Annotated in this window: 25 protein-coding genes and 5 tRNA genes; 11 read left to right on the top strand and 19 right to left on the bottom strand. The window is 61.7% G+C overall.

Annotation, left to right across the window (positions count from 1 at the left end; translation table 11 throughout):
• From hypD to murA, 3 genes are read right to left on the bottom strand one after another with little or no spacing between them, the layout of a single operon-like run.
• Entirely contained in the window at window positions 1-1143 is a 1143-nt protein-coding gene (gene hypD / locus HMPREF1219_RS06490) for a hydrogenase formation protein HypD (RefSeq protein ID WP_016458096.1), read from the bottom strand.
• On the bottom strand, window positions 1140-1406 hold the full coding sequence (locus tag HMPREF1219_RS06495; protein WP_016458097.1) for a HypC/HybG/HupF family hydrogenase formation chaperone: 267 nt from the start codon (window positions 1404-1406) through the stop codon (window positions 1140-1142). The genes hypD and HMPREF1219_RS06495 overlap by 4 nt, the downstream gene beginning before the upstream one ends.
• A gap of 5 nt (window positions 1407-1411) precedes the next feature.
• Window positions 1412-2668 carry a UDP-N-acetylglucosamine 1-carboxyvinyltransferase gene (gene murA, locus HMPREF1219_RS06500; RefSeq protein WP_040427392.1) on the bottom strand — a complete coding sequence of 419 codons (1257 nt, stop codon included), beginning with the start codon at window positions 2666-2668 and terminating at the stop codon, window positions 1412-1414.
• A 176-nt stretch (window positions 2669-2844) separates the two neighbouring features.
• Here murA and mscL point away from each other — a divergent pair, with 176 nt between their 5' ends.
• Both mscL and HMPREF1219_RS06510 read left to right on the top strand, forming a co-directional pair.
• The gene (mscL, locus tag HMPREF1219_RS06505; protein ID WP_040427530.1) at window positions 2845-3228 is read left to right on the top strand and encodes a large conductance mechanosensitive channel protein MscL; all 384 of its coding nucleotides are present in this window, start codon (window positions 2845-2847) and stop codon (window positions 3226-3228) included.
• Window positions 3229-3287: 59 nt separating this feature from the next.
• On the top strand, window positions 3288-3860 hold the full coding sequence (locus tag HMPREF1219_RS06510) for a cob(I)yrinic acid a,c-diamide adenosyltransferase (protein ID WP_016458100.1): 573 nt from the start codon (window positions 3288-3290) through the stop codon (window positions 3858-3860).
• Between the two features lie 331 nt (window positions 3861-4191).
• Here HMPREF1219_RS06510 and ramA read toward each other — a convergent pair whose 3' ends face one another.
• Both ramA and HMPREF1219_RS06520 read right to left on the bottom strand, forming a co-directional pair.
• A complete protein-coding gene (ramA, locus tag HMPREF1219_RS06515; RefSeq protein ID WP_016458101.1) occupies window positions 4192-5034 on the bottom strand; it encodes an acetate metabolism transcriptional regulator RamA in 843 nt (280 codons plus the stop codon).
• 107 nt (window positions 5035-5141) lie between these two features.
• Window positions 5142-5600 carry a hypothetical protein gene (locus HMPREF1219_RS06520; protein ID WP_016458102.1) on the bottom strand — a complete coding sequence of 153 codons (459 nt, stop codon included), beginning with the start codon at window positions 5598-5600 and terminating at the stop codon, window positions 5142-5144.
• A 158-nt stretch (window positions 5601-5758) separates the two neighbouring features.
• Here HMPREF1219_RS06520 and cysK point away from each other — a divergent pair, with 158 nt between their 5' ends.
• Window positions 5759-6700: a cysteine synthase A gene (gene cysK / locus HMPREF1219_RS06525; RefSeq protein WP_016458103.1), complete on the top strand. Its 942-nt coding sequence runs from the start codon at window positions 5759-5761 to the stop codon at window positions 6698-6700.
• 89 nt (window positions 6701-6789) lie between these two features.
• Window positions 6790-7383 carry a serine O-acetyltransferase EpsC gene (gene epsC / locus HMPREF1219_RS06530; protein ID WP_040427394.1) on the top strand — a complete coding sequence of 198 codons (594 nt, stop codon included), beginning with the start codon at window positions 6790-6792 and terminating at the stop codon, window positions 7381-7383.
• A gap of 99 nt (window positions 7384-7482) precedes the next feature.
• Here epsC and HMPREF1219_RS06535 read toward each other — a convergent pair whose 3' ends face one another.
• The 6 genes from HMPREF1219_RS06535 to HMPREF1219_RS06560 form a co-directional block, all read right to left on the bottom strand.
• Window positions 7483-7791: a GNAT family N-acetyltransferase gene (locus HMPREF1219_RS06535; RefSeq protein ID WP_016458105.1), complete on the bottom strand. Its 309-nt coding sequence runs from the start codon at window positions 7789-7791 to the stop codon at window positions 7483-7485.
• Between the two features lie 79 nt (window positions 7792-7870).
• Window positions 7871-7943, bottom strand: a tRNA-Phe gene (locus HMPREF1219_RS06540).
• A 1-nt stretch (window position 7944) separates the two neighbouring features.
• A tRNA-Asp gene (locus HMPREF1219_RS06545) sits at window positions 7945-8018 on the bottom strand.
• Between the two features lie 163 nt (window positions 8019-8181).
• A tRNA-Asp gene (locus tag HMPREF1219_RS06550) sits at window positions 8182-8258 on the bottom strand.
• Window positions 8259-8280: 22 nt separating this feature from the next.
• Window positions 8281-8356, bottom strand: a tRNA-Glu gene (locus HMPREF1219_RS06555).
• 43 nt (window positions 8357-8399) lie between these two features.
• Window positions 8400-8960, bottom strand: coding sequence for a GNAT family N-acetyltransferase (locus HMPREF1219_RS06560; protein WP_016458106.1), 561 nt, complete (start codon window positions 8958-8960; stop codon window positions 8400-8402).
• A gap of 74 nt (window positions 8961-9034) precedes the next feature.
• On the opposite strand from HMPREF1219_RS06560, the gene HMPREF1219_RS06565 reads away from it, so the two are divergent.
• Window positions 9035-9107 (top strand) — tRNA-Lys (locus HMPREF1219_RS06565).
• A 53-nt stretch (window positions 9108-9160) separates the two neighbouring features.
• On the opposite strand, the gene scpC is transcribed toward HMPREF1219_RS06565, so the two are convergent.
• The gene (scpC, locus tag HMPREF1219_RS06570; RefSeq protein WP_016458107.1) at window positions 9161-10669 is read right to left on the bottom strand and encodes a succinyl-CoA:acetate CoA-transferase ScpC; all 1509 of its coding nucleotides are present in this window, start codon (window positions 10667-10669) and stop codon (window positions 9161-9163) included.
• Window positions 10670-10853: 184 nt separating this feature from the next.
• Here scpC and dusB point away from each other — a divergent pair, with 184 nt between their 5' ends.
• Window positions 10854-11966, top strand: coding sequence for a tRNA dihydrouridine synthase DusB (dusB, locus tag HMPREF1219_RS06575; protein WP_040427532.1), 1113 nt, complete (start codon window positions 10854-10856; stop codon window positions 11964-11966).
• Between the two features lie 55 nt (window positions 11967-12021).
• Complete coding sequence (phoU, locus tag HMPREF1219_RS06580) at window positions 12022-12750, top strand: phosphate signaling complex protein PhoU (RefSeq protein WP_016458109.1); 729 nt, start codon at window positions 12022-12024, stop codon at window positions 12748-12750.
• A 54-nt stretch (window positions 12751-12804) separates the two neighbouring features.
• On the opposite strand, the gene pstB is transcribed toward phoU, so the two are convergent.
• The 5 genes from pstB to mshD all read right to left on the bottom strand — a co-directional run bounded on the left by pstB (window position 12805) and on the right by mshD (window position 18035).
• A complete protein-coding gene (gene pstB, locus HMPREF1219_RS13055; protein WP_016458110.1) occupies window positions 12805-13581 on the bottom strand; it encodes a phosphate ABC transporter ATP-binding protein PstB in 777 nt (258 codons plus the stop codon).
• A 15-nt stretch (window positions 13582-13596) separates the two neighbouring features.
• Complete coding sequence (pstA, locus tag HMPREF1219_RS13060; protein ID WP_016458111.1) at window positions 13597-14508, bottom strand: phosphate ABC transporter permease PstA; 912 nt, start codon at window positions 14506-14508, stop codon at window positions 13597-13599.
• 15 nt (window positions 14509-14523) lie between these two features.
• Entirely contained in the window at window positions 14524-15654 is a 1131-nt protein-coding gene (gene pstC, locus HMPREF1219_RS06595) for a phosphate ABC transporter permease subunit PstC (protein WP_016458112.1), read from the bottom strand.
• A 156-nt stretch (window positions 15655-15810) separates the two neighbouring features.
• On the bottom strand, window positions 15811-16947 hold the full coding sequence (gene pstS, locus HMPREF1219_RS06600; protein WP_016458113.1) for a phosphate ABC transporter substrate-binding protein PstS: 1137 nt from the start codon (window positions 16945-16947) through the stop codon (window positions 15811-15813).
• Between the two features lie 302 nt (window positions 16948-17249).
• Window positions 17250-18035: a mycothiol synthase gene (mshD, locus tag HMPREF1219_RS06605; protein WP_016458114.1), complete on the bottom strand. Its 786-nt coding sequence runs from the start codon at window positions 18033-18035 to the stop codon at window positions 17250-17252.
• A gap of 16 nt (window positions 18036-18051) precedes the next feature.
• Between mshD and HMPREF1219_RS06610 the strand changes: the two genes are divergently transcribed.
• Window positions 18052-18750, top strand: coding sequence for an LmeA family phospholipid-binding protein (locus tag HMPREF1219_RS06610; protein WP_016458115.1), 699 nt, complete (start codon window positions 18052-18054; stop codon window positions 18748-18750).
• 11 nt (window positions 18751-18761) lie between these two features.
• Complete coding sequence (locus HMPREF1219_RS06615; RefSeq protein ID WP_016458116.1) at window positions 18762-19388, top strand: heme-binding beta-barrel domain-containing protein; 627 nt, start codon at window positions 18762-18764, stop codon at window positions 19386-19388.
• Here HMPREF1219_RS06615 and HMPREF1219_RS06620 read toward each other — a convergent pair.
• Complete coding sequence (locus HMPREF1219_RS06620) at window positions 19385-20257, bottom strand: aminodeoxychorismate lyase (RefSeq protein ID WP_084594751.1); 873 nt, start codon at window positions 20255-20257, stop codon at window positions 19385-19387. The genes HMPREF1219_RS06615 and HMPREF1219_RS06620 overlap by 4 nt on opposite strands.
• A gap of 33 nt (window positions 20258-20290) precedes the next feature.
• On the opposite strand from HMPREF1219_RS06620, the gene ygfZ reads away from it, so the two are divergent.
• Together ygfZ and HMPREF1219_RS06630 are read left to right on the top strand one after the other, a co-directional pair.
• The gene (ygfZ, locus tag HMPREF1219_RS06625) at window positions 20291-21325 is read left to right on the top strand and encodes a CAF17-like 4Fe-4S cluster assembly/insertion protein YgfZ (RefSeq protein WP_169455911.1); all 1035 of its coding nucleotides are present in this window, start codon (window positions 20291-20293) and stop codon (window positions 21323-21325) included.
• Window positions 21326-21452: 127 nt separating this feature from the next.
• The gene (locus HMPREF1219_RS06630; RefSeq protein ID WP_016458119.1) at window positions 21453-21638 is read left to right on the top strand and encodes a DUF3073 domain-containing protein; all 186 of its coding nucleotides are present in this window, start codon (window positions 21453-21455) and stop codon (window positions 21636-21638) included.
• Between the two features lie 100 nt (window positions 21639-21738).
• Here the strand turns inward: HMPREF1219_RS06630 and purM are convergent, their stop codons facing one another.
• Window positions 21739-22785: a phosphoribosylformylglycinamidine cyclo-ligase gene (gene purM, locus HMPREF1219_RS06635; RefSeq protein WP_016458120.1), complete on the bottom strand. Its 1047-nt coding sequence runs from the start codon at window positions 22783-22785 to the stop codon at window positions 21739-21741.
• Window positions 22786-22798: the final 13 nt, after the last annotated feature.

Genomic DNA, 22798 nt, shown 5'->3' on the forward strand with positions numbered 1-22798 from the left:
TTACTTGCCACCCTTCGCAGCGATTTTCAGCGTCAGTTCACGGTCGATGCGGCCGAAGTTGTAGTAGGCGGCGCACGCCCCCTCCGGGGAAACCATGCACGTGCCGATGGGCGTATCCGGGGTGCAGGCCGTGCCGAACACCTTGCACTGCCACGGCTTGATGTGGCCCGAGAGCACCGCGCCACACTCGCACGCCTTGGGGTCCGCCACCCGGTTGCCGGGAAGATCGAACCGCTTTTCCGCATCCCACTTGGCGTACTCCTCGGAGATGGCGAGGCCCGAATCGTCGAGCTCGCCGAGGCCACGCCACTCGAACTTGTCACGGACGGTGAACGTATTGTCCATCATCTTGAGCGCGGCGAGGTTGCCCTCGGGCTTGACCACGCGGGAGTACTCGTTTTCCACCTTCGCCTCGCCGCGGAGGAACTGCTTGATGAGCATGTGGATGGCCTCGAGCACGTCGAGGGGTTCGAAGCCGGTGACCACCACGGGGCGGTCATAATCCTGCGGCAGGAACTCGAACGCGTCCGTGCCCACGATGGTGGCCACGTGACCGGGCCCGATGAACCCGTCGACGGCGGTCTCCCCGCCGTCAAGGATCTTCTGCAGCGGTGGCTGAATGGTGACGTGGTTGGAGAAGATGGAGAAGTTATCAATGTCCTCCTCCTTCGCCTTGATGAGCGTCACGCACGTCGACGGCGCCGTGGTCTCGAACCCGACGGCGAAGAACACCACGTGCTTGTCCGGGTTCTCCCGGGCGACCTGGAGGGCATCGAGGGGCGAGTACACAAACCGCACGTCGCAACCCGCGGCGCGGGCCTGGAGCAGCGAGGTGCCATCCGAGCCGGGCACGCGCATCATGTCACCGAACGTGGTGAGGATGACGCCCTCCTGGTGGGCGAGCCACATCGCATCGTCGACACGCCCCATGGGAATGACGCACACAGGGCAGCCCGGGCCGTGGATCAGGTTGATGTTATCCGGCAGGAGGTTCTCCAGGCCGTAGCGGTAGATGGTGTGGGTGTGTCCACCGCACACCTCCATCACGTTGATCGGCTTCGGGAGCTTCGCCGCATCCTCCTTGATGACCTTGATGAGCTCCTTGGCTGCCTTGGGGTCGCGGAATTCGTCTACGTATTTCAAATTTTTGACCCCGTGAAGCTCGCCAACTCATCCTCATAGGTATTGCCACCCAGCTGCTTAATCTGTTGCAGCGTCAGCTGGGCCTCCTCGTCATCGATCATGGAGATTGCGAAACCCACATGAACCAGAACCCAATCACCAGGGGCGAGCGGGGCGTCGGCAAGCAAATCAGTGGCGATCAACCGGGTGACACCACTCATGGACACTTGGGCGCGAGAGTCGCTGACTACGTCAACGACTTGCGCGGGAACACCTAGACACATGTGACCTAGTCTACAACCCGCCTCACATCCGCACCGAGGCTGTTGAGATTCTCCACAAACCGCGGGTACCCGCGATCAATGTGATATACGTCATTGACCTCGGTGTCACCGTCGGCAACAAGCCCCGCCAGAACCAGCCCCGCTCCCGCACGAATATCCGATGCCCACACCGGTGTGGAACTCAACCGATCCACACCACGGATGAGAACATGGTGGCCATCGATGGTGGCGTCGGCGCCCAGGCGCATCATCTCATCCACGAAGCGGAAACGCGCCTCGAACACGTTCTCCGTGATAATACTGTTGCCCTCCGAGATCGCCGCCAGGCCCACCGCCATCGGCTGCATATCCGTGGGGAAGCCCGGGAACGGCAACGTTTGGTAATCCACGCCCTTGGGGCGGCCCTCTTGCCGCACGCGGAACCCTTTATCGTAGGTCTCCACCGACGCGCCTACCATCTTCAGCTTCTGCAACACCAGGTGCAGGTGCTGGGGCGAAATCCCGCCCACCGTCACGTCGCCGCGGGTCATCGCCGCCGCGTACGCCCACGTCCCCGCCACGATCCGGTCACCCACAACTTCATGCACCGTGGAATGGAGCTTATCGACGCCCTCAATGGTTAAGGTTGATGTTCCAATCCCCGAGATCCGCGCCCCCATCGAGTTGAGCATCGCGCAAATATCGGAGATCTCCGGCTCCCGAGCCGCGTTGTACAGGGTGGTGGTGCCCTCGGCGAGGACCGCGGCGGTGAGGATGTTCTCCGTCGCCCCCACCGATGGGAAATCTAGCTTGATCTGGGCACCGTGTAATTTTTCGGCCTCGGCCACCACGCACCCGTGTTCGATGCGGGTGGTGGCTCCCAGCTTCTCCAGGCCGGACTGGTGCATATCCAGGGGACGCGAACCGATGGCATCGCCGCCGGGCAGCGCCACCATGGCGCGGTGGCAGCGGCTCGTCAGCGGCCCGAGCACGCAGACGCTTGCACGGAATTGGCGCACTGCCTGGAAGTCTGCGCGAAAATTGACCTCTTTTGGCGTGTTGACGGTCACCGTCGACCCGTCGATTGTGACTGTGCATCCCAGCCCCTCGAGCACGTCACGCATGAGCGGGACATCGCCGATCTCGGGGCAGTTGGTCAGGGTTGTCTCCCCCTCGGCGAGGAGGCACGCCGCCATCAGTTTGAGCACAGAATTCTTGGCGCCATCGACGCGAACTACGCCCTCGAGGCGGGCACCACCATGGACAATAAAACGTTCACTCACGCCTTCTAAGCCTAGTGGCACAGGAGGGGGTAGCACAGTTTGGAATGTTTGGACTGTGTAGTACTACACTAACTCCGGCTAAAACTCATAAGAAAGGAATAGTTGAAGTGCGCGTCCCATCTGTAAACGTTCCCCCCACCGTAAAAAACAATCTTGAAGATTTCAAAAACTTCATCATGCGCGGCAACGTTATTGAGCTCGCCGTCGCCGTCGTCGTCGGCGGTGCTTTCACATCCATCGTCAACGCATTCACGAGCAACATCATCAAACCCCTCATCGCCGCGCTCGGTGGCGCCGAGGTAAAGGGCTTCGGCATCCACATCATCTCCGGGAACGATGCCACTTTCATTGACTTCGGCGCACTCATCACCGCCGCCATCAACTTCCTCATCATCGCTTCCGTGGTGTACTTCCTCTTCGTTCTCCCGATGAACAAGTACAAGGAGGTGCGCGCCCGCAAGCTCGGACTCGACCCCAAAGCCGAGGAAGTTCCGGAAAACGTCGTCCTCCTCAAGGAGATCCGCGACATCATGCTCAAGCAACAAAAGAGCGAAAACTAGCCACTTTTTCACCCCCGCGCCCAGGTCGCGGGGGCTTTCTTCTCTGTAGGGTGGGGTGTATGGCTGTACACATCACCAAGATCTACACACGCACCGGCGACGACGGAACGACGGGGCTATCCAACTTCGACCGCGTACCCAAGTACGATTCCCGCCTCGAGGCCTACGCCGACTGCGAGGAAGCCAACGCCATGATCGGCCAAGTCCTCTCCCTGGGTGAGCCCAGCGAGGCAACGGCCACAATACTTAGGCGCGTGCAAAACGAGCTCTTCGACTGCGGCGCGGACCTCGCCACCCCCGTGGAAGACAATCCAAAGTACCCGCCGTTGCGCGTGGAGCCCAGCTACATCGAGCGCCTGGAGAAGGAGATAGACGAGCTCAACGAGCACGTGCCCAACCTGGATTCGTTCATTCTCCCCGGAGGCTCGCCCACGGTGGCGCTCATTCACTCCGCACGGATTATCACGCGGCGTACAGAGCGCTGCGCGTGGCGCGCCATCGATGAGCACCCGGACACCACCAACGTGCTTACTGCCAAGTACCTCAACAGACTCTCCGATTTGCTGTTCGTGATTGGCCGGATGGAGGCCGACGGCGACGACGTGAAATGGGTGCCGGGCGGCAGCCGGTAGCGGCTAGCCCCAAGAAAAAGTTGGCACAACCGGATGTAGCACACCTGACCACCAGCCACGGAGCAAGTGGTCAGACCATATCCGTGTGCAGTTTTTCCGGCGGCACCTCCAAGATAAGCAAAACCCCGCCCCACCCCACAGCGAAAAAGGCAGAAAAGGCGGGGAACTAGGCTAGCCCCAAGAAAAAGTTGGCACAACCGGATGTAGCACACCTGACCACCAGCTACGGAGCAAGTGGTCAGACCATATCCGTGTGCAGTTTTTCCGGCGGCACCTCCAAGATAAGCAAAACCCCGCGACAGCGCAGTCGCGGGACTTCGTTTTACTCGGGTTAGGGCAGGGCGCCAATCCGGCGGGCGGCGTTAACCGCCTCGTAGCGGGTGTGGGCGCCGAGCTTGCGCATGACGCTGCGCAGGTAGCTCTTCACGGTCTCGGCCCCGATGCCCATTTCCTTGGCGGCCTCCACATTGGTGTGACCGAGGGCCACGCAGCTCAGCACGTCGAGCTCGCGGGCGGACAGCTTGGTGGTGGGCTTGATGCGCACGGGGGCGATCATCTGGTCGCACAGCACCTCGAGTTCGTTGCGCACTTCCTCGTCGGTGATGCGGTTGGCCAGCATCCGCAGCTTGGAGTGGGTGGAGCGGACCTGTTCCCATTCCGCGCCGTTGAGGGAGCGGCCGTGTTTGAGGGAGGCGGGGCGGGCGGTATCTGAACGTCGAAAAGCGTGATTGATGGCGAGGTCTTGTTCGAGGGTGCGGGCCGTCATGGTGACCTCCTCGATGACCTTGTCACCCAACCGCACGGGCGAGTGAACACCGACGTAGAGGACACCGACGATGTCCCGCTGGACGATGACGGGAACGGCGACGATGGAGTGGAGCCCCTCGTCCTGGATCGCCCGGTCGTGCTCGTGGGTGATGTTGCCGGCGCGCATGTAGTCGGTCACACCCACGGGGCGGCGGGTGTTAACCACGCGCCCGCCGATGCCGCAGCCGGGCGAGATGGTGAGGTTTTGCAGGGCCGGGGTGCGCAGCCCCACCCACGAGGTGATCTGCAGGGAGCCGTCGTTGGCCACCATGGAATACATGGTGACCGGTATCCCTGTTGCTGTTTTCAGGTTCGTCAGCGACGCGCGTATGGCATCGTCGTCATCCTTCATGCGCTGAATCTCCACGAGACTTCCTCCTGCGTCATACCCCCAACTAGGGACACCCTAGTGGGGTTGTTCTACAGCTATCTACGTGAAGTATAAACCACCCGTGGGGGTAAAAAGAAATACCCTCACTCTTCCTGCCCGCGTCTCCACTGTGAGTACGCCTCCATGGTGGAGATTCGTCCCTCCAACTCCTGGTCAAGCAGGCCGGCCCAGCGCGCCTCGCCGAGCGGACCAATGATGGGAATGTCCACGGTGTACACCGCTTCGACGTGTTCCTCGGTAGTAGATTCGTCAACGGGGGTGAACGTGTGCGTGCGCGTTGTCTCCAGCTTTGCCCCCGCTTTCCCCACGCCCGTCACCGTAAACCCGGTGGTATTAAACGGCTCAACGGTGTATGTGAAGTCTGCCCCCACGTTGCGCACATGGATGAGGTAGTTCCCCGTAAAGGTCTGCGTCACCTCTACGGTGTTTTCCTCCTCACTCTCCTCGCTTGTCGACGAATAGAACTGCGGATGCAAGAGACAACTGTGAATGTCCTCCAACGACGCGTGAATCGTGTTGGTTACTTCTCGCCTTTGAGTCATGTCTCTACGGTACCGCCACCGGGGCGGATAAGCACCCACATTCGCCCAACAGACCCCTTTGTCTACCATACGGAGACTATTTTGTCTAGACAAACCGGGGGTGCGGGTGTACAGTGGGCAACCACAACGAAGAAATAGCTACTCAAAGGAGAAAAATCATGGCACTGTACGAGAACATCACCGACACCATTGGCAACACCCCCCTGGTTCGCCTACACAAACTCACCGAGGGCCTTGAGGCCGACGTGCTCGTCAAGGTCGAGTCTTTTAACCCCGCCAACTCCGTCAAGGACCGCATCGGCAAGGCAATTGTCGACGCCGCCGAGAAGTCCGGCGAACTCAAGCCCGGCGGCACCATCGTCGAGGCCACCTCCGGCAACACCGGCATCGCACTCGCCATGGTCGGCGCCGCCCGCGGCTATAAGGTCATCCTCACCATGCCCGAGACCATGTCCATGGAGCGACGCGTGATGCTCCGCGCCTACGGAGCAGAAATCGTCCTGACCCCGGGCGCAGCAGGAATGCAGGGTGCCGTGGATAAGGCCAACGAGATTATCGCCAACACCGACAACGCCATCTCCGCCGACCAGTTTGGCAACCCCGCCAACCCGGCCATCCACCGCGAAACCACCGCCAAGGAGATCCTCGCAGACACCGACAACAAGGTCGACATCTTCGTCGCCGGCTTCGGCACCGCAGGCACCGTCTCCGGCGTGGGCGAGGTACTCAAGGACGTCAACGCCGACACCCAGGTGATCGCCGTTGAGCCCGCAAACTCCCCGCTCCTCTCCCAGGGCCGCGCCGGCTCCCACAAGATCCAGGGCATCGGTGCCAACTTCATCCCCGAGGTCATGGACCGCAAGGTGATCGACGAGTTCCGCACCGTCACCAACGAAGACGCCATCTCCACCGCCCGCAAGCTTGCCACCGACGAGGGCATCCTCGGCGGCATCTCCTCCGGCGGCAACGTCTTCGTCGCACTGGAGGAGGCCAAGAAGCCCGAGAACAAGGGCAAGACCATCGTCACCGTCATCACCGACTACGGCGAGCGCTACGTCTCCACCGCCCTCTTCGAGGACATCCGCAGCGAGTGGTCCTAAGCTCTAACCACCCCCACACCGCGCTTCGGCGCGGTGTTTTTTTGCGTACCCACTCCACCGCCCCACCTGTTCTTGGTTACCATGTACCCATGTTTCGCGTAATTTCCATGATCCGCGAGGATCTCAAGGCCGCCCGGGAGCACGATCCGGCTGCCCGCGGCGACCTCGAGAACGCCGTCGTCTACTCGGGCCTGCATGCCATCTGGGTTCACCGCATCGCCCACTGGTTGTGGACGCGCGGGCACAAAGCCCCCGCACGTATCCTCTCCCAACTCAACCGCTTCTTCACCGGTATCGAGATCCACCCCGGCGCCACCATCGGCCGCCGCTTCTTCATCGACCACGGCATGGGGATCGTCATCGGCGAAACGACAGAAATCGGCGACGATGTCATGCTCTACCACGGTGTCACGCTTGGTGGTCAGGACCTCACCAAGACCAAGCGCCACCCCACCCTGGGCAACAACATCACCGTCGGTGCCGGTGCCAAGGTCCTCGGCCCCATCACGATTGGCGACGGCTCCGCCATCGGCGCCAACGCCGTCGTCACCAAGGATGTCCCCCCGTGCCACATCGCCGTCGGCATCCCCGCCAAGAACCGCCCCCGCATGCACCACGAGCAACAAAAACTTGTCGATCCAGACGTCTACATCGCCCAAGAGTTCGGCACCTGGGTCATCTAACACCCACACAAAACCGCAGGTCAGACACGATAAAAATGATTCGTGCTCTGACCTGCGTTTTTTCTTAAATTCTTGATTTTCCCCAGTTCACAGGGGTGCCTAGCGCTCGTCCTCGCCAGCAATGAGGTCAGCGTACTCGCCATTCTTAGCGATGAAATCAGCCACCGCGGAGCACGTCGGAACAATCTTCAACCCCGCCTCGCGGGTGTCATCCAACCCGAAAGCGATGAGCTCCTTGGACAGCCCTTGGCCCCTGTAGGCTTCTTCCACAACGGTGTGGTTGAAGTTACGCACACCGTCCTTCTCCTCGTAGGCTGCGTAGCCAGCGATGTCCTGGTTCACCTGCACGGTGTAGCGGGAGTTATCAGGATCATGGCGGATTTCCTTATTGGTCTCAGATTCAACCATAAACTTTCCTCCTTAATCGTGTACCTCCCCAGTATGCCAAAAATCCCCCAGCGTAGGCCAGGGGATCTTTGATTAAAGGTGGCGCGGGACAGGATCGAACTGTCGACCTTCCACTTTTCAGGCGGACGCTCTACCGACTGAGCTACCGTGCCGCGACCCTGACGGGACTTGAACCCGCGACCTCCGCCGTGACAGGGCGGCGCGCTAACCAACTGCGCCACAGGGCCACATACATTGACACCTTGTGGGGTGTCGTATGCACGGGTTGTTAGTCTATACAACGCCCCCATACGGAGCAAATCACCTGCACAACCAGGGTTTATGGGTGGATAACCAGAGGGATGGGATAAGGATAAAAAAATCGCCTCGCTTAGCGCGAGGCGATTGCGATGGCGACCCTGACGGGACTCGAACCCGCGACCTCCGCCGTGACAGGGCGGCGCGCTAACCAACTGCGCCACAGGGCCATCTTTAATTGTCACCCGAAGGTGGTACTCCCAACGGGATTTGAACCCGTGTTGCCGCCGTGAAAGGGCGGAGTCCTAGGCCCCTAGACGATGGGAGCTCGCTGCTCAACTGCAGCCCTTAACACATTACGTGACAACACCTTACGAACAAAATCGGGCCCTAAACTGGTCTTTTGTGAGCGAAAACTCGTTGCCTTCGAGGCGGGTGTACCCGAGCTTTTCGCCTACCCGCAGCGATGCCGTGTTTTCCGGGTAGACGATGCGCCGCGCCTCCTCGCCGCCGAGGCGCTCAAAAAACACCCTGAGAAGCGCTACAGCGGCCGTGGACCCGATTCCCCTCCCCTGGTACCGTCGCCCGAGCCACGACCCGCTCACGCCCACCTTGCGGTCCCGCCAGTCCTCCGCCCCGATGCCCACAACTCCCACTGGTTGCTTGTCGACGATCACTGCTTGCTCGAGCCTCCACTTCTCCGGCCCGCACGTCGTCCGCACCCCTCGCTGGTACTCGATGACGTTTTTCCTCACGGTCTCGGCGTCCCCCTGCGCCCACGGGAACGCGTACGAGGGGTAGGGCCGGGGGAATATCCCCTCACCCGCAAGGACCGCCAACTGCCCCAAAATTTCATCATCTATCCAGGCCAGGGACACATTCCTCTCGGTGATGAGGGTGCCTTTACCTGGCCATCTGCCGCTGAGTTCCATTGCCACAGATTACGCCGTAATTTGGCGCTTTTATACATCGGGCGTTAGGATTGTAGCCACGGTTTAATCCGTGTGGGCCTCTAGCTCATCGGGTAGAGCAACGGACTTTTAATCCGTGGGTGGAGGGTTCGAGACCCTCGGGGCCTACAACAAAAACCGGGATTCACCTCGTCGTGAATCCCGGTTTTTGCGTTGTTGTGTTACTTCAGCATCGTCTTGGTCTCAAGGAACCGCTCGTGGAAGCTGAGAGCAGTGGACAGGTCGTGTGGCTCGTGGGCCGTCTTGCCACACTTGGATACGGCGCGGTCGAAGTACTCCTCCAAAAGCGGACGGTAGTCCGGGTGGGCGATGGAGATCATCTTCTTGGCGCGCTGCTTGGGCGAGAGGCCACGCAGGTCGGCGTAGCCGTACTCGGTGATGACAACCATGGTGTCGTGCTCTGTGTGATCGACGTGGGAGCAGAAGGGCACGATGGCGGAGATGGCGCCGCCCTTGGCGGTAGACGGTGAGATAAACGTCGACAAGCCAGCGTTACGGGCGAAGTCACCGGAACCACCGATGCCGTTCATCATGCGGGAGCCACAGACGTTGGTGGAGTTGATGTGACCGTAGATGTCGGCCTCGATCATGCCGTTGGAGGCAACGAGTGCAGTACGACGGATGACCTCGGGGTGGTTGGAGATCTGCTGCGGACGCAGGACGATCTCCTTGGCGTAGTTGCCGGCCTCGCGGTTCATCTTGGCGGCGTACTCGGGCGACAGGGAGAACGCGGTGGCGGAGGCGACGGACATCTTGCCGGCATCGATGAGGTTGATCATGCCGTCCTGGATGACCTCGGTGTAGGACTTGATGTTCTCAAACTTGGAGTCCAAAAGGCCCGCCATGACGGCGTTGGGGACGTTGCCCACACCGGACTGCATGATGAACTTGTCGTACGAGAGGCGCCCGGCGCGCACCTCGCTTTCCAGAAGGTCAAGGAAGTACCCGGCGATCTTCTTCGACGTCTCGTCGAGAGGCTTGAACGGGGCGTTGCGGTCGGGGGCGTTGGTCTCCACAACGGCAACCACCTTGTCCAGGTCAATGTCGATGTAGGTCTTACCGATGCGGTCGCCCGGATCCTGAATCGGAATCGCCACACGGTTGGGAGCCTGCGGCATCCGCCAAATATCGGCCATGCCGTTGAGCTCCTCAGACTGCCACTCATTCACCTCAATGATGATGCGGTCCGCGGAATCGAGATACTCCACACTGTTGCCCACCGACGACGACGGCACAATGTTGCCCTCCGCGTCGATGGAGCAGGCCTCCACGATCGCCACATCGAGGTTGCCAAAGAAGCCGGCCTGAATCTGCTGCGCCGAGTGTGACAGGTGCACGTCGACGTACTGCAACTCATCGTTATTGATCGCCTTGCGCATCGTCGGATCCGACTGGTACGGGGAACGCATATTCAGCGCGCCCGCCTCGGCCAGCACGCCGTCACAATCGGGGGCCGTGGACGCGCCGGTGAACAGCGAAATCTTGTACTCGTTGCCCTTCTCGCGCTCCGCCTTGGAACGCTCAGCAATGGCCGTCGGCATCGCCTTGGGGTAACCGGACCCCGTGAAACCCGACACACCAACACGATCACCGTTGTGGATGAACTGCGTAGCATCCTCCGCGCTCATGACCTTGGCCCTCAGCCCAGCATGATGAATTCGATCAGACATTATTCCTCCTCGGTAGTGGGTCCACCCGTGCCAACGACACAAGGCTTCCGTTCTTCCCACCACCTTAGTGACAATTCTCCGTCCGCGCCCCGAAAATTACCAATCGTGCGACCTTTCCCACCAATTTTTCCCCCACCCATCCATTTTTTGCGATGAATCCCACGTCAATGGCACAATCCTCTTCGTGGTCAGAATCGGAAACATTGAGCTCACCTCCCCTGTCGTCCTCGCCCCCATGGCCGGGGTGACCAACGTCGCCTTCCGCCTGCTCTGCCGCGAGCAAGAGCTGGACAAGGCGGGCAGCGTGTCCGGCCTCTATGTGTGCGAAATGGTCACCGCCCGCGCCCTGGTAGAAAGAAACGAAAAGACCCTGCACATGGCCGCTTTCTCCTCGGTGGAGGAGCCACGCAGCCTGCAGCTCTACACCACCGACCCCGAGTACACCTTCAAGGCGGCGCGGATGATCGCCACGGAGAACCTTGCCAACCACCTGGACATCAACTTCGGCTGCCCCGTGCCCAAGGTGACGCGCAAGGGCGGCGGCGCGGCACTGCCGTACAAGCGCAAGCTGTTCGGACAGATCGTCGACGCGGCGGTGCGCGGGGTCGCTGATACGGAAATCCCCGTGACCGTGAAGTTTAGGATAGGAATCGACGCGGAACACGAGACAATGCTCGACGCGGGCCGCATCGCCCAGGAGGAGGGCGCGGCCGCCGTCACCCTCCACGCCCGCACCGCGGCGGAACGCTATTCGGGCCACGCGCACTGGGAGCGCATCGCCGAACTCAAGCAGACCCTGGACATTCCTGTGTTTGGCAACGGGGATATTTTCTCCGCCGCCGACGGATTGGCGATGTTCGAGCAGACGGGGTGCGACGGTATCGAGATCGGTCGCGGCTGCCTCGGTCGCCCGTGGCTTTTCTCCGACCTGTCACTGGCCCTGTCCGGCCGCCCCGTGCCCCCGCCGCCCACGCTCGGGGAGGTGTGTACGATCATCCGCCGCCACGCAGAGCTTTTGGCCATTCACATGGGAGAATCCCACGCTTGCCGCGATATCCGCAAACACGTCGGCTGGTACTTCCGAGGATACCCCGTCGGTGGCGCCTTCCGTGCCTCCCTCTCCTCCGTCACCTCCCTCAAGCTTCTCGACGCCCTCCTGGAACCGTTTGCTCATTCCTCCGCCCGCCCCGACGACGCCGACGGCCCCCGTGGGCGCCAGGGCTCCGCGAAGAAGGTCGCGCTTCCCGACGGCTGGCTCGACGACACCGACGATCTCCCCCTCGTCCACGATTCCTAAAAAATCGGAACTCGCTTGCCGTGCGAAGAGTGCGCAAGCGAGTTAAGGTGTCCGTATGCGTACTGTCTACCGGCAGCTTCTAGATACCTTTGCCCACGACCTCATCGTCTACTGCGACACCGTTGACCAGGCACTCGCCATGGCCTCCGAGGCGCTTCGCGACGCCAACCTGCAGAAGGCAGAGGATGTCCTCACCCTCAGCGACCAAGCAGAAGAACTGCGTCAGCGCTGCGAGGACCGCGCCGTGGAGCTTTTAGCCCTAGAAAACCCGATGGCCAGGGATCTGCGCCAGGTGGTCACCTCGATTTACATCGTGCAGGATTTCGACCGCATGTTTAAGCTGTCCTGCCACATCGCGAAGCTCGCGCGCCGCCGCCACCCCCACCGGGCAGTTCCGGCCGATATCCAGGGGTTCTTTGATGAAATGGCGCGCCTGTGCGCCCACATGCTGGCCGAGGTACGCGACATCCTTGTTGTTCCCGACGAGGAGAAGGCCATCACCATGGACGCTGAAGATGACGCCGTGGACGATATCAACGCGCACTTGAACTCGCTCGTCGCCAACCGGCCGTGGGAGCACTGCACCCGCGCCGCCGTCGACGTGACGCTCCTGTCGCGCTACTACGAGCGCTGCGCGGACCACTGCGTCAACGTGGCAACCCAGGTTGTTTACCTCGTCACCGGGCTGCGCCGAGACGAGTACCTGGAGAAGCGAGAGGAAGAACGGGCGGAGGCGGAGATCGCCGAGAAGTTCCAGGAGTTGGAGCGCCGCTTCAGAAGCTAGGGGGAGGGCATAAAAAAAGATCCAGCCCGTAAGCTGGATCTTTTCTCACATTTTCTAGCCAAAGCGGCCGGAAATGTAATCTTCGGTTTCCTTCTCGTCCGGGTTCTCGAAGATCTTCTTCGTCGGACCAACCTCCACCAGGCGGCCGGGCTTACCGGTGGCCTCGAGGGAGTAGAAGGCCGTCTGGTCGGACACGCGGGCAGCCTGCTGCATGTTGTGCGTCACGATGACGATGGTGAACTCTTCCTTCAGCTCATTGATGAGGTCCTCCACGGCGAGCGTGGAGATCGGGTCCAAGGCGGAGCACGGCTCGTCCATGAGCAGCACCTCGGGCTCCACGGCGATGGCGCGGGCGATGCACAGACGCTGCTGCTGCCCACCGGAGAGGCCACCACCCGGCTTGTCCAGGCGGTCCTTCACCTCGTCCCACAGGTTTGCGCCACGAAGCGACTTTTCGGCCACCTCCTTGAGCTTTTTCTTGTTCTTCTCGCCAGACAGCTTGAGGCCGGCGACCACGTTGTCCTCGATGGACATCGTGGGGAACGGGTTGGCCTGCTGGAACACCATGCCGATGGTGTTGCGCACAGCCACGGGGTCAACCTTGGGGCCGTAGATGTCCTCACCGTCGAGAAGCACCTGCCCCTTGCAGTACGCACCGGGGGTGACCTCATGCATACGGTTGAGGGTGCGCAGCACCGTGGACTTGCCGCAGCCGGACGGGCCAATGAAGGCCGTCACCGAGCGCGACGGGACGTGAAGGTTAACGTCCTGAACGGCGTGGAAATCGCCGTAGTAGATATTGAGATCTTTGAGATCAAGTTGCTTAGCCATTTGCGGGATTTCCTTTTACTTCTTCACTGAGTAGCGGGCAGAGATGAGGCGGGCTGCCAGGTACAGCACACCGATCAGGATGATGAGCGTGAGGGCTGCGCCCCACATGCGGTCCATCATCGGCCCGGAAGACCCGGACTTGTACATTTCGAGCATGAACAGCGGCAGGGAGGACTGGTTGCCGTCGAAAGCGTTCCAGTTCACCGCCGAGGTCATGCCCACCAAGATGAGCACTGGCGCGGACTCGCCCATGACGCGGGCGACGGCAAGCATGACACCGGTGACGATGCCGGACAACGCGGTGGGGAGAACGATCTTGGCGATCGTCTTCCACTTGGGCACACCGAGGGCGTAGGAGGCCTCACGCAGGCCCTGCGGGACGACCCGCAGCATCTCCTCGGTGTTGCGGATGATGACCGGCACCATGAGGATGACAAGCGCCAGCGACACGGCCATGCCCGAGCGGTCGAAGCCGAAGAGCACCACCCAGAAGGAGTAAATGAACAGCGCGGCAACGATGGAGGGCACACCGGTCAAGATGTCCACCATGAACGTGGTGACCCTACCGAGCCTGCCGCCCCGGGAGTACTCCACCAGGTAAATAGCGGTGAAGATGCCGATCGGGATGGACAGCGCCGAGGTGATCGCCACCTGAACGAACGTGCCAATGATTGCGTGCTTGGCGCCACCGCCGGGAAGGATGGCCATGGACTGGGACATGTCCTTCGTCCACCAGTCTGCCTGCAAAATGACGGGCAAACCGTAACGGAAGACGTCGAAAAGCACCCAGACCAGCGGGACCATGGCAAGCAACATAGCCAACCCGATGATGACGGTGGCGGCCGAGTTTGCCGCCTTACGGCCACCGGAAATTGGCGTAAACGTCGTGGTCGCGGGGGAATTCTGCTTGGTAGCTGTGTTAGTCATGAGCGAATCTCCCACTTACTTCTTCTTGTTCACGATCGCACGCGCCGCGGCGTTGACCACGAAGGTGAGGAGGAACAGGACCAGGCCGGCGGCGATGTAGGCACCGGCCTTGATGTCGTCGTTGAATTCTGGGGCGGCGTTGGCGATCGCCGTCGCGAACGTCGTACCACCGTCGAAAAGCGAACCTCGGAATGCGGAGGACGGAGAGACAACCAGGTACAGAGCCATCGTCTCACCGAGTGCGCGGCCGAGGCCGAGCATGGAACCGGAGACGTAACCGGACAGACCGAACGGAATGACGGTGAGTTTCACCACTTCCCAGCGGGTCGCGCCGAGTGCCAGGGCGGCCTCAATGTATCCCTTCGGGGTTTGGACGAAGACCTCGCGGGCCGTCGCAGCGATGACCGGGAGGATCATGATCGCGAGCACGATGCCACCGGTGAGCATGTTGCGCGACGTGGCGAACGACGGGGAGTTGGGGTACACCTCAAAGAGGAAGAAGTGCCCCAGGAAGGAGTTGGCGATCTTCTCGTACAGGGGGCCGACCGTGGGGCCAAGCACCGTGACGCCCCACAGGCCGTACACGATGGACGGCACGGCGGCCAGCAGGTCGACGAGGAAGCCGAGCGGCTTGACCAGCTTCTTGGGGGCGTAGTTGGACAGGAAGATCGCCACACCGAGCGCCACCGGCATGGCCAGCGCGAGGGCGACGAGTGAAATGAGGACGGTGGAGAAAAACAGGTTGGGGATGCCGAAGTACATGGCTTCGGTGTCCCCAGTATTCCAGTCACCGGCGTAGGTGAAGAAGCCGGTGATGCCCTCGGCGTTGCGGGTGAGAGCCGGAATCGCCCGCCACAGGAGGAACGCGCCGATGGCCGCAATGATCACCGTGATGGTGGCAGCCGACACTGTGGACAGGGTCTCGAAAACGCGGTCGCCGACCCTCTTGACGGAACCGCCCTTCGCTTGAATTTTCACGTCCTTGTCATCGGCTGCCTCATGTGCGCCACCGGCACCCTGCGTTGCGGGGGTTGCCTGGGTGTCCGCGGCAGCCGAATCGGCGATGACACGCGTGGCCACGCGGGTGGAACCATCCGACTGGGGCGCCGGCGAGTCCGTGCCTACCGACGGTTTATTGCTGACCATAGGCTTTATCCTTAGGTAGAAATTTACTAATAAGAATTACTGTGTCCGACTCGCCAATGGCCCCCGGTGCCTAATGCTCTTGCACATGTTGGCACGAGGAGGCCACGGAAGTGTCAGGATGTGACCGCACCCCCGTGGGGGACGCGCCACGGGATGCTACTGAATAGCGTTGACGGCCTCTTCGAGGGCGGCCTTGTAACCGCCATCGACCGGGACATAGCCGATCTGCTCAAGGTTGGAATCCTGGTTGTTGAGGGCAACGGTGAGGAAGTCCTTGACACGGGCGCTGGTCTCAGTGTTGTAACCAGCGGAGCAGACAATTTCGTAGGTGGTGAGGACGAGCGGGTATGCGCCAGCGTCGTTGATCTGGAACAGGGACTCAGCATCGACCACAAGATCGTGGCCCTCGCCTGCGAAGTCAATCTTGGCCAGAGCCTTGTTGACGGAGTCCTTGTTCAGCTCGACCGGGCCATTGCCGAAGTCGATCTGGGCGATGCTGAGGCCTTCGTTCTTAGCGAAGCCGCTCTCCACGTAGGTGATAGCACCGTCGGTCTTCTTCACCTCGCCGACAACGCCGGTGGAGGAGTTAGCGCCGGAGCCAACCTTGGAGGGGAACGCCTTGCCGGTGGTGTCCCACTCGGCAGGAGCGGTGGCCTTGAGGAACTTCTGGAAGTTGTCGGACGTGCCGGACTCCTCGGAACGGAAGATGACCTTGATGTCCTTGTCCGGCAGGGATGCGCCGCTGTTGAGGGCGGCGATAGCTTCGTCGTTCCACTTGGTGATCTTGCCGTTGAAGATCTTGGCGATGACCTCAGGGGTGAGGACGACGCTGTCCACGCCCTCCAGGTGGTAGGCCACGGCCACCGGTCCGATAACCAGCGGGAGGTGCCAGGCATCGTTGCCACCGCAACGCTCCTTGGCGGGCTCGATCTGATCCTCCTTGAGCGGGGAGTCAGAGCCACCGAAGTCGACCTGGCCGGCGATGAACTGCTTCTGGCCGGAACCGGAGCCGGAGGCCGTGTAGTTGAGGCTTGCGCCGTCGACTGCCTCGCCGTACTTCACCTTGAAGTACTCCATGGCGTTCTGCTGGGAGGATGCGCCCTCACCGTTGAGGGTGCCGGACTGACCGCTGAGGCCCTGGATGCTTTCCTTAGCGTCCTGGGCTGCCGAGGTCACGGCAGACGATGCGTCCGATGCTGTGTCCGATGCCGAGTCGGAGCAACCAACCAGGCCAAATGCGCCTACTGCTGCAACGCCAAGAATGGCGAGGGAGCGCCTAAGAGTGCTTTTCACGGGTATTACCTCCGGTAGTTTCAATTCATGCTGTAGTCACGAATGACGTGCTCACAGCACATCACCTCGCTTCTCGTGAACACCCTAACGGCCCTAAATGTCCAACAATAAGAATCCAGGTAAACAGAGGGTTAATTCCGAAACTTTTTCCAGCACTCCCCCTAAACTCCCACGTCACACCCCTTTTCCACACACAGCCCAACCCGTCGCTCCCCCACGACCTCGCCCTCACACACCACCACCCCCGCATCACCCCCGACGCTTACAACGGCCCCGACGCTTACGACGGCCCCGACGCCCTCTTACTCCTCGGGTCGCTCGTACACCACGTGACGCTCCCGCTCTGTAAAGCCCGCCTTCCTGTACATCGCCACGGCCTGCTCGTTATCCCCCTCCACGTAGAGGATTATCCGCTTGTCCTCGGCCATCGCGTTCAAACCCGCGGTCAACAGTGGGCCGCCGAGCCCCCGCCCCCGGTACCCGTCACCCAGCCCGATGACGTACACCTCCCCCACTGAATCCACACGTTTCGTCCAATGGAACCCCGCCAGTCGGTCACCCTCGTAAAGGAAGAACACCCCCCGTGGGTCATACCACTGGGTCGCCCTCGCTTCTGTTAGCTTGTCGACGTCCCATCCCCCTTGCTCCGGATGCCACGAAAACGCCTCATTATTCACACGAACCCACTGCTCATCGTCGCATTCCTCGGCAGCGGTCACGATCCTAAACCCCTCCGGCACTCTGACCTCCTGCGGCGTGTACCCCTCCTTCCCCATCACCAGGAGGATTCGCGTCGCCACCAGGCCATGGTGTGCCGCAAACGCGCGGGCGGCGGGGAGATCCCCGTGGGCCCACACGGGCGGGAGCCCGGCGCGCTCGTAGAGCTGGGAACCGAGGCCGCGGCGTCGATAAGCGGGGTCGACGACGAGCTCAGCAGTGGAACCGTCACCAGAGATCAGGGCAATGACCTGCCCATCCTGCTCAATTTGGTGGCGGGTATGGCCCATCGGCTCCGTGAGCCCCCGGACGAACTGCTCACTGAAAGGCTCCACGCCGTCGACAGCAAATGCACGCGAAAGAATCTCCATAAGCTACAAATATAGTGTGGCCAAGTTAATCCCAGTTTTTATCGGTGCTGCCGTGGTGGCGGGCGGTTTCCTCCTCGTGGATGGGGTGGTCGCCACCAACACCGAACGCGTCATCTCCACCGAGCTCCAAAGCCTCGAGGGGCTGCCACAGAAACCAGCCGTGACCATCAGCGGCACACCATTTATCGTCTCCGCCCTGGGCGGTGAGATCGACTCGCTGCGTGCCGAAATGGTCGACGTGCAGGAGCCGGGCTTCGGGCTTGTGAACAAGAAATCGGAAGCCTTCGACCTGACGGTGCCGCCGGGCCAGATTTTGAGCGGAAACCTCAAGGATGTGACCGCAAAACGCTTGGTGTATACGGTAAGGCTCGACGGCGTCGCCCTCGGCGAGCAGCTAGGCATCTCGGACTTGGATATCTCTAACCCCGACGACATTTCGCCCTCGGCCTCCCCCTCGGCGGAGGCCCTGTTGACGGGGACGCCGCCAGGTGCCACGGAGAAGCAGCAGTCGTTGGTGAAGCTGCGGATTGTTGATGGGGTGGTCCACCTCATCCCCACCGACCAGAATGATGCGTTTAGCTGGAGTGTTACCTCAGAAAACTTACCTTTGGAGGGTCAGGCTTCGCGGGTGTTTTGTGGCGGGGGCTCTATCTATATTGAGTCGGAGCAGCGGGACGTCCGGTTCGACACCGAGGATTTGTCGTCGGACGTGTAGGCTGTGTGACCATGAGTGAGTCTGCATCGTTGGATGGAAATGAGGCTATTACCAAGGCTGCCGAGGCGGCTAAAGCGACGGCCGACAAGAATATCTTTGATACGGCGGACATTGCCGATTTGGAGGCCACGCCGCACCCGGTGGATACCGCGAATTTGAGGCAGGGCCCCAATCTTCACGACGGCCTCCTGGCGCTTCTTCCGCTCGTGGGCGTGTGGCGCGGCGAGGGCCAGGCTGCCACGGATGAGGGCGAGTTCGCGTTCGGCCAGGAGCTCGTCATCGCGCACAATGGAGAGAACTATTTGAGCTACCACTCGCGCACATGGAAGCTCGATTCTGAAGGCGAATACGCAGATCCGGACACGAATGCGTATGGGTTCTGGCGGATCGATGAAAAGGATCAGATTGAGCTCATCTCCGTGCGCGCCGATGGAGTGGTGGAGATTTTCTACGGCGAGCCGTACAACGAGCGTTCCTGGACGTTGCAGTCCGCATCGACGATGGTGACGGAGACGGGCCCACAGGCCCTGGGCCCTGGCAAGCGCATGTATGGGCTCATGCCGAACAACCACCTCGGGTGGGTGGATGAGCGCGCCGAGGAGCAGCGCTCCGCAGAGCTCACCCGCGTGGTGGGCTAGCTGAACATCGCCTCCGCGAGAAGGCGCGCGACGTCGTCGGGGGTGTTCCGGTTGAGTTTCTCCCCGTCGAGGGACCGCACTGGCACCGCCCCGCGGACGGACGACACGAGCCACACACCGTCGGCTTCTTTAAGCTTGTCGACGCTCAACGCTTTCTCCTTGCACGCGTAGCCCGCTGCCGTCAAGGTTTCAAACACAGCCTGCTGTGTCGTCCCTGCTAGCACGTCAGTTCCGCTGGGTGGGGTGCGGACCTTCTTGCCTTTGATGGAGATCACCGTGCTCGTCGCCCCCTCGAGCACCCGGTCGCCGTCCACCCAGATGACATCATCCATACCCTCGGCCTTGGCAGCCCTCAGCGCCGCCATCGTGGCGGAGTAGCCGAGCGATTTCGCGCCGGAGGCGATCCAGGGTGCCTTCTCCGGGTGTAGCGTGATGCCCTTTTCGCACAGCTTCACCTTGACGCCTTTCTCCCGCAGCTTGGCGTTGCCCGCAGGCACGTCGGTGACGGTCATCCACACCGAGGGGATCCCGGTGCTCGCACGTCCCCGGGTGAAGGTCCACACCAGTTTGCCGTCGACTAGCTCGTCGCCGCATTCGTCCACCCACCCGGCGACGGCCTCCCCTGTCGCCTTGAGCACCGCGTCCCTGCCGAGCTCCGGGAGGTCAAGCTTCTTCGCGCCGGCCAAAAACCGCTCCACGTGGCGCTCGACGTTGCAGGCCCGCCCCTCGTGGACGAGGAGGGACTCGAAGATCCCGTCCGCACGGGTGAGGCCCAGATCATCCCAGAAGATGTGGGGAAGCTGCGGGTTTTGCCTGCGCGACGACCCACCGAACGGCTCAACAACAACGATCACTGGCGCATGTCCCATACCCCCGATTATGCCACCACTACGATGGTTGTCATGTCTCCATACGTTTCGCCCCTCATGAATACCCACGGCGCCCAGCCGGCACCCCCGGACCAGGCCGACCCCACCCGCCAGGCCACCGACGGCGTCGCCTGGCACTACGGCAACCCCTTCGGCGAGCAGCGCGCCGCGCTCACGCTTGTCGACCGCTCCAACCGCACCATCCTCACCGTCACCGGCGACGACCGCGAAACGTTCCTCACCACGCTCCTTTCCAAGATCATCACCCCCGGCGCCCTCATGGCCCTCGACCTCGACGCCAACGGGCGCGTCCAGCACGCCATGGACGTGGCCGTCACCGACGATGCCGTCTACCTCATCGTCTCCCCCCACGAAGCAGAAACCCTACGTGACTACCTGGTTTCCATGATTTTTTGGTCCAAGGTCAAAATCGAGGTCTCCCCTCTCAAGCTCGTCACCGTTTTCGGCGAACACGCCCCGCTCACGGCCGCATTCCGCCGGGTGGTGGAGGGACAGCCGCTGCGCACCGACTACGGCGTCACGGACGTAGCCGCCGCCACCGAGGCGATTATTTCCCAAAACGGCCAGCTCGCGGGCCTTATGTGTTTTGAGGCCTACCGCGTCGCCCGTGCCGAACCCGACCACCCCGCCGACTGCGACGCGCGCACCATCCCCCACGAGGTGGGTCTGTGGCTTGACCAGGCCGTCGACCTAGAAAAGGGCTGTTACCGCGGCCAGGAGACCGTCGCCCGGGTGGAGAACCTCGGTCGCGCGCCCCGCGGGCTTGCTCTCTTGCTTCTCGACGGCTCCGTCCCCGACCTTCCCCGCCTCGGCGCCCCTGTCACACTCGACGGGCGGAAGGTTGGCACGCTCGGCACCGTCGTCCACCACTTCGAGCTCGGACCCATCGCCCTGGCGACCATCAAGTCGAGCGCCCTGGAACGCTCGGGTGAGTTTATGGCTGGGGAGTGCGCGATGAGCGTCGACAAGCACAGCCTGCCAAGGCCGTCGTCGGGGGCGGGACGGCAGGCAATCAACCAGTTGAAGGACCCCAAACCCCAAGCCTAGGGGGTAAATACAGCATTTTCGCGGCAAACCGGCTAAAGTGTACACAGGTATTTATATTTAGTAACTGCACGATTATGGGGCACCAAAAATACCCGGGTGTCTCTTGGAACTCCAAGGGGGTCAGGCCATGGGTCGCGGCCGTGCCAAGGCTAAGCAAACGAAAGTCGCTCGTCGGCTCAAGTACAACTCACCGGAAATGGACTTGGAATCTCTCCAGCGCGAGCTCTCCGGACAAGTGGAGGACAAGCGCCACGAGGAAGAGGACGATCCGTACGCCGCGTGGGCCAACTACGATCCTGACGAGGACAAGTAACTAAATCTATACACCAAAAAGGGAGCCCCACCAGGGCTCCCTTTCAAATTTCTGAACTCACAAAGCCGGGGCCCACCACGCGGCGGGCCCCACCAGCCACCTACTCGGCGTACTCATCCTCGAGAACCACCCGCTCGGAACCAGCGGACTCCTCCACCATCCCGAGCTCCCACGCATCAATATGACGGGCCGCGAGGATCGCCAACGCGCGCTCCTTCTCCGCCGCAGGCAGAACAGCGACCATCCCCACACCCATGTTGAACGTTTTCTCCATCTCGGAGCGGGCAATCTTCCCCACCGACTGGATATAGCGGAAGACCGGCAGCGGCTTCCACGTAGCACGCGACAGGCGCGCCGTCAGCCCCTCCGGGATCACGCGGGACAGGTTGCCCGCGAGGCCGCCGCCGGTGACGTGGCAGAACGTGTGGATCTCGCACTCGGAGATCAGCTCCAGGCAATCCTTGGTGTAAATCCTGGTCGGCTCCAGAAGCTCTTCTCCCAGGCTACGGCCCAATTCCTCCACGTGGGAGGTAAGGGGCAGCTGCGCCTGTTCCAACAGCACGTAGCGTGCCAGCGAATACCCGTTGGAATGCAGCCCCGACGAGGCCATACCGATCACCACGTCGCCCTCGCGGACACGCTGCGGACCAAGCACCTCGTCTTCCTCAACAACACCGACGGCAGTCGCCGAGACGTCGTACTCACCCTCCGGCATGACACCGGGATGCTCGGCCGTCTCCCCACCAAGGAGCGCGCAGCCGGCGCGCACGCAGCCCTCGGCGATGCCCTCGACGATGCTCGCCACGTGTTCCGGCACCACCTTGCCGATGGCGATGTAGTCCTGGAGGAACAGCGGCTCGGCGCCGCAGACGACGAGGTCGTCGACGCACATAGCGACGAGGTCAATACCAATGGTGTTATGAATGCCCATCTTCTGGGCGATGACGAGCTTCGTCCCCACGCCATCGGATCCGGCAGCAAGCAACGGCTTTTCATACCTACCAAGCGCAAACAGCCCGGCAAACCCGCCAAGGCCGCCACGCACCTCGGGCCGCGACGCCCGCTTCGCGTGCGGCGCAAACAATTCCACCGCCCGATCCCCGGCCTCGATATCGACGCCAGCGGCAGCATACGTATTGTCAGTCATAGTGATCCTTTAT

Source organism: Corynebacterium pyruviciproducens ATCC BAA-1742 (assembly GCF_000411375.1).
Taxonomy (GTDB): Bacteria; Actinomycetota; Actinomycetes; order Mycobacteriales; family Mycobacteriaceae; genus Corynebacterium; species Corynebacterium pyruviciproducens.

What these genes read in the sequence shown, in the direction of transcription:
- HMPREF1219_RS06495 (WP_016458097.1), bottom strand. Translation starts at nt 1,406, where the DNA reads ATGTGTCTAGGTGTTCCCGCGCAAGTCGTTGACGTAGTCAGCGACTCT.
- scpC (WP_016458107.1), bottom strand. Translation starts at nt 10,669, where the DNA reads ATGTCTGATCGAATTCATCATGCTGGGCTGAGGGCCAAGGTCATGAGC.
- HMPREF1219_RS06535 (WP_016458105.1), bottom strand. Translation starts at nt 7,791, where the DNA reads ATGGTTGAATCTGAGACCAATAAGGAAATCCGCCATGATCCTGATAAC.
- HMPREF1219_RS06520 (WP_016458102.1), bottom strand. Translation starts at nt 5,600, where the DNA reads ATGACTCAAAGGCGAGAAGTAACCAACACGATTCACGCGTCGTTGGAG.
- phoU (WP_016458109.1), top strand. Translation starts at nt 12,022, where the DNA reads ATGCGTACTGTCTACCGGCAGCTTCTAGATACCTTTGCCCACGACCTC.
- HMPREF1219_RS06615 (WP_016458116.1), top strand. Translation starts at nt 18,762, where the DNA reads ATGAGTGAGTCTGCATCGTTGGATGGAAATGAGGCTATTACCAAGGCT.
- mscL (WP_040427530.1), top strand. Translation starts at nt 2,845, where the DNA reads ATGCGCGGCAACGTTATTGAGCTCGCCGTCGCCGTCGTCGTCGGCGGT.
- pstB (WP_016458110.1), bottom strand. Translation starts at nt 13,581, where the DNA reads ATGGCTAAGCAACTTGATCTCAAAGATCTCAATATCTACTACGGCGAT.
- HMPREF1219_RS06510 (WP_016458100.1), top strand. Translation starts at nt 3,288, where the DNA reads ATGGCTGTACACATCACCAAGATCTACACACGCACCGGCGACGACGGA.
- purM (WP_016458120.1), bottom strand. Translation starts at nt 22,785, where the DNA reads ATGACTGACAATACGTATGCTGCCGCTGGCGTCGATATCGAGGCCGGG.
- epsC (WP_040427394.1), top strand. Translation starts at nt 6,790, where the DNA reads ATGTTTCGCGTAATTTCCATGATCCGCGAGGATCTCAAGGCCGCCCGG.
- pstC (WP_016458112.1), bottom strand. Translation starts at nt 15,654, where the DNA reads ATGGTCAGCAATAAACCGTCGGTAGGCACGGACTCGCCGGCGCCCCAG.
- mshD (WP_016458114.1), bottom strand. Translation starts at nt 18,035, where the DNA reads ATGGAGATTCTTTCGCGTGCATTTGCTGTCGACGGCGTGGAGCCTTTC.
- HMPREF1219_RS06620 (WP_084594751.1), bottom strand. Translation starts at nt 20,257, where the DNA reads ATGGGACATGCGCCAGTGATCGTTGTTGTTGAGCCGTTCGGTGGGTCG.
- HMPREF1219_RS06630 (WP_016458119.1), top strand. Translation starts at nt 21,453, where the DNA reads ATGGGTCGCGGCCGTGCCAAGGCTAAGCAAACGAAAGTCGCTCGTCGG.
- ygfZ (WP_169455911.1), top strand. Translation starts at nt 20,291, where the DNA reads ATGTCTCCATACGTTTCGCCCCTCATGAATACCCACGGCGCCCAGCCG.
- cysK (WP_016458103.1), top strand. Translation starts at nt 5,759, where the DNA reads ATGGCACTGTACGAGAACATCACCGACACCATTGGCAACACCCCCCTG.
- HMPREF1219_RS06560 (WP_016458106.1), bottom strand. Translation starts at nt 8,960, where the DNA reads ATGGAACTCAGCGGCAGATGGCCAGGTAAAGGCACCCTCATCACCGAG.
- pstA (WP_016458111.1), bottom strand. Translation starts at nt 14,508, where the DNA reads ATGACTAACACAGCTACCAAGCAGAATTCCCCCGCGACCACGACGTTT.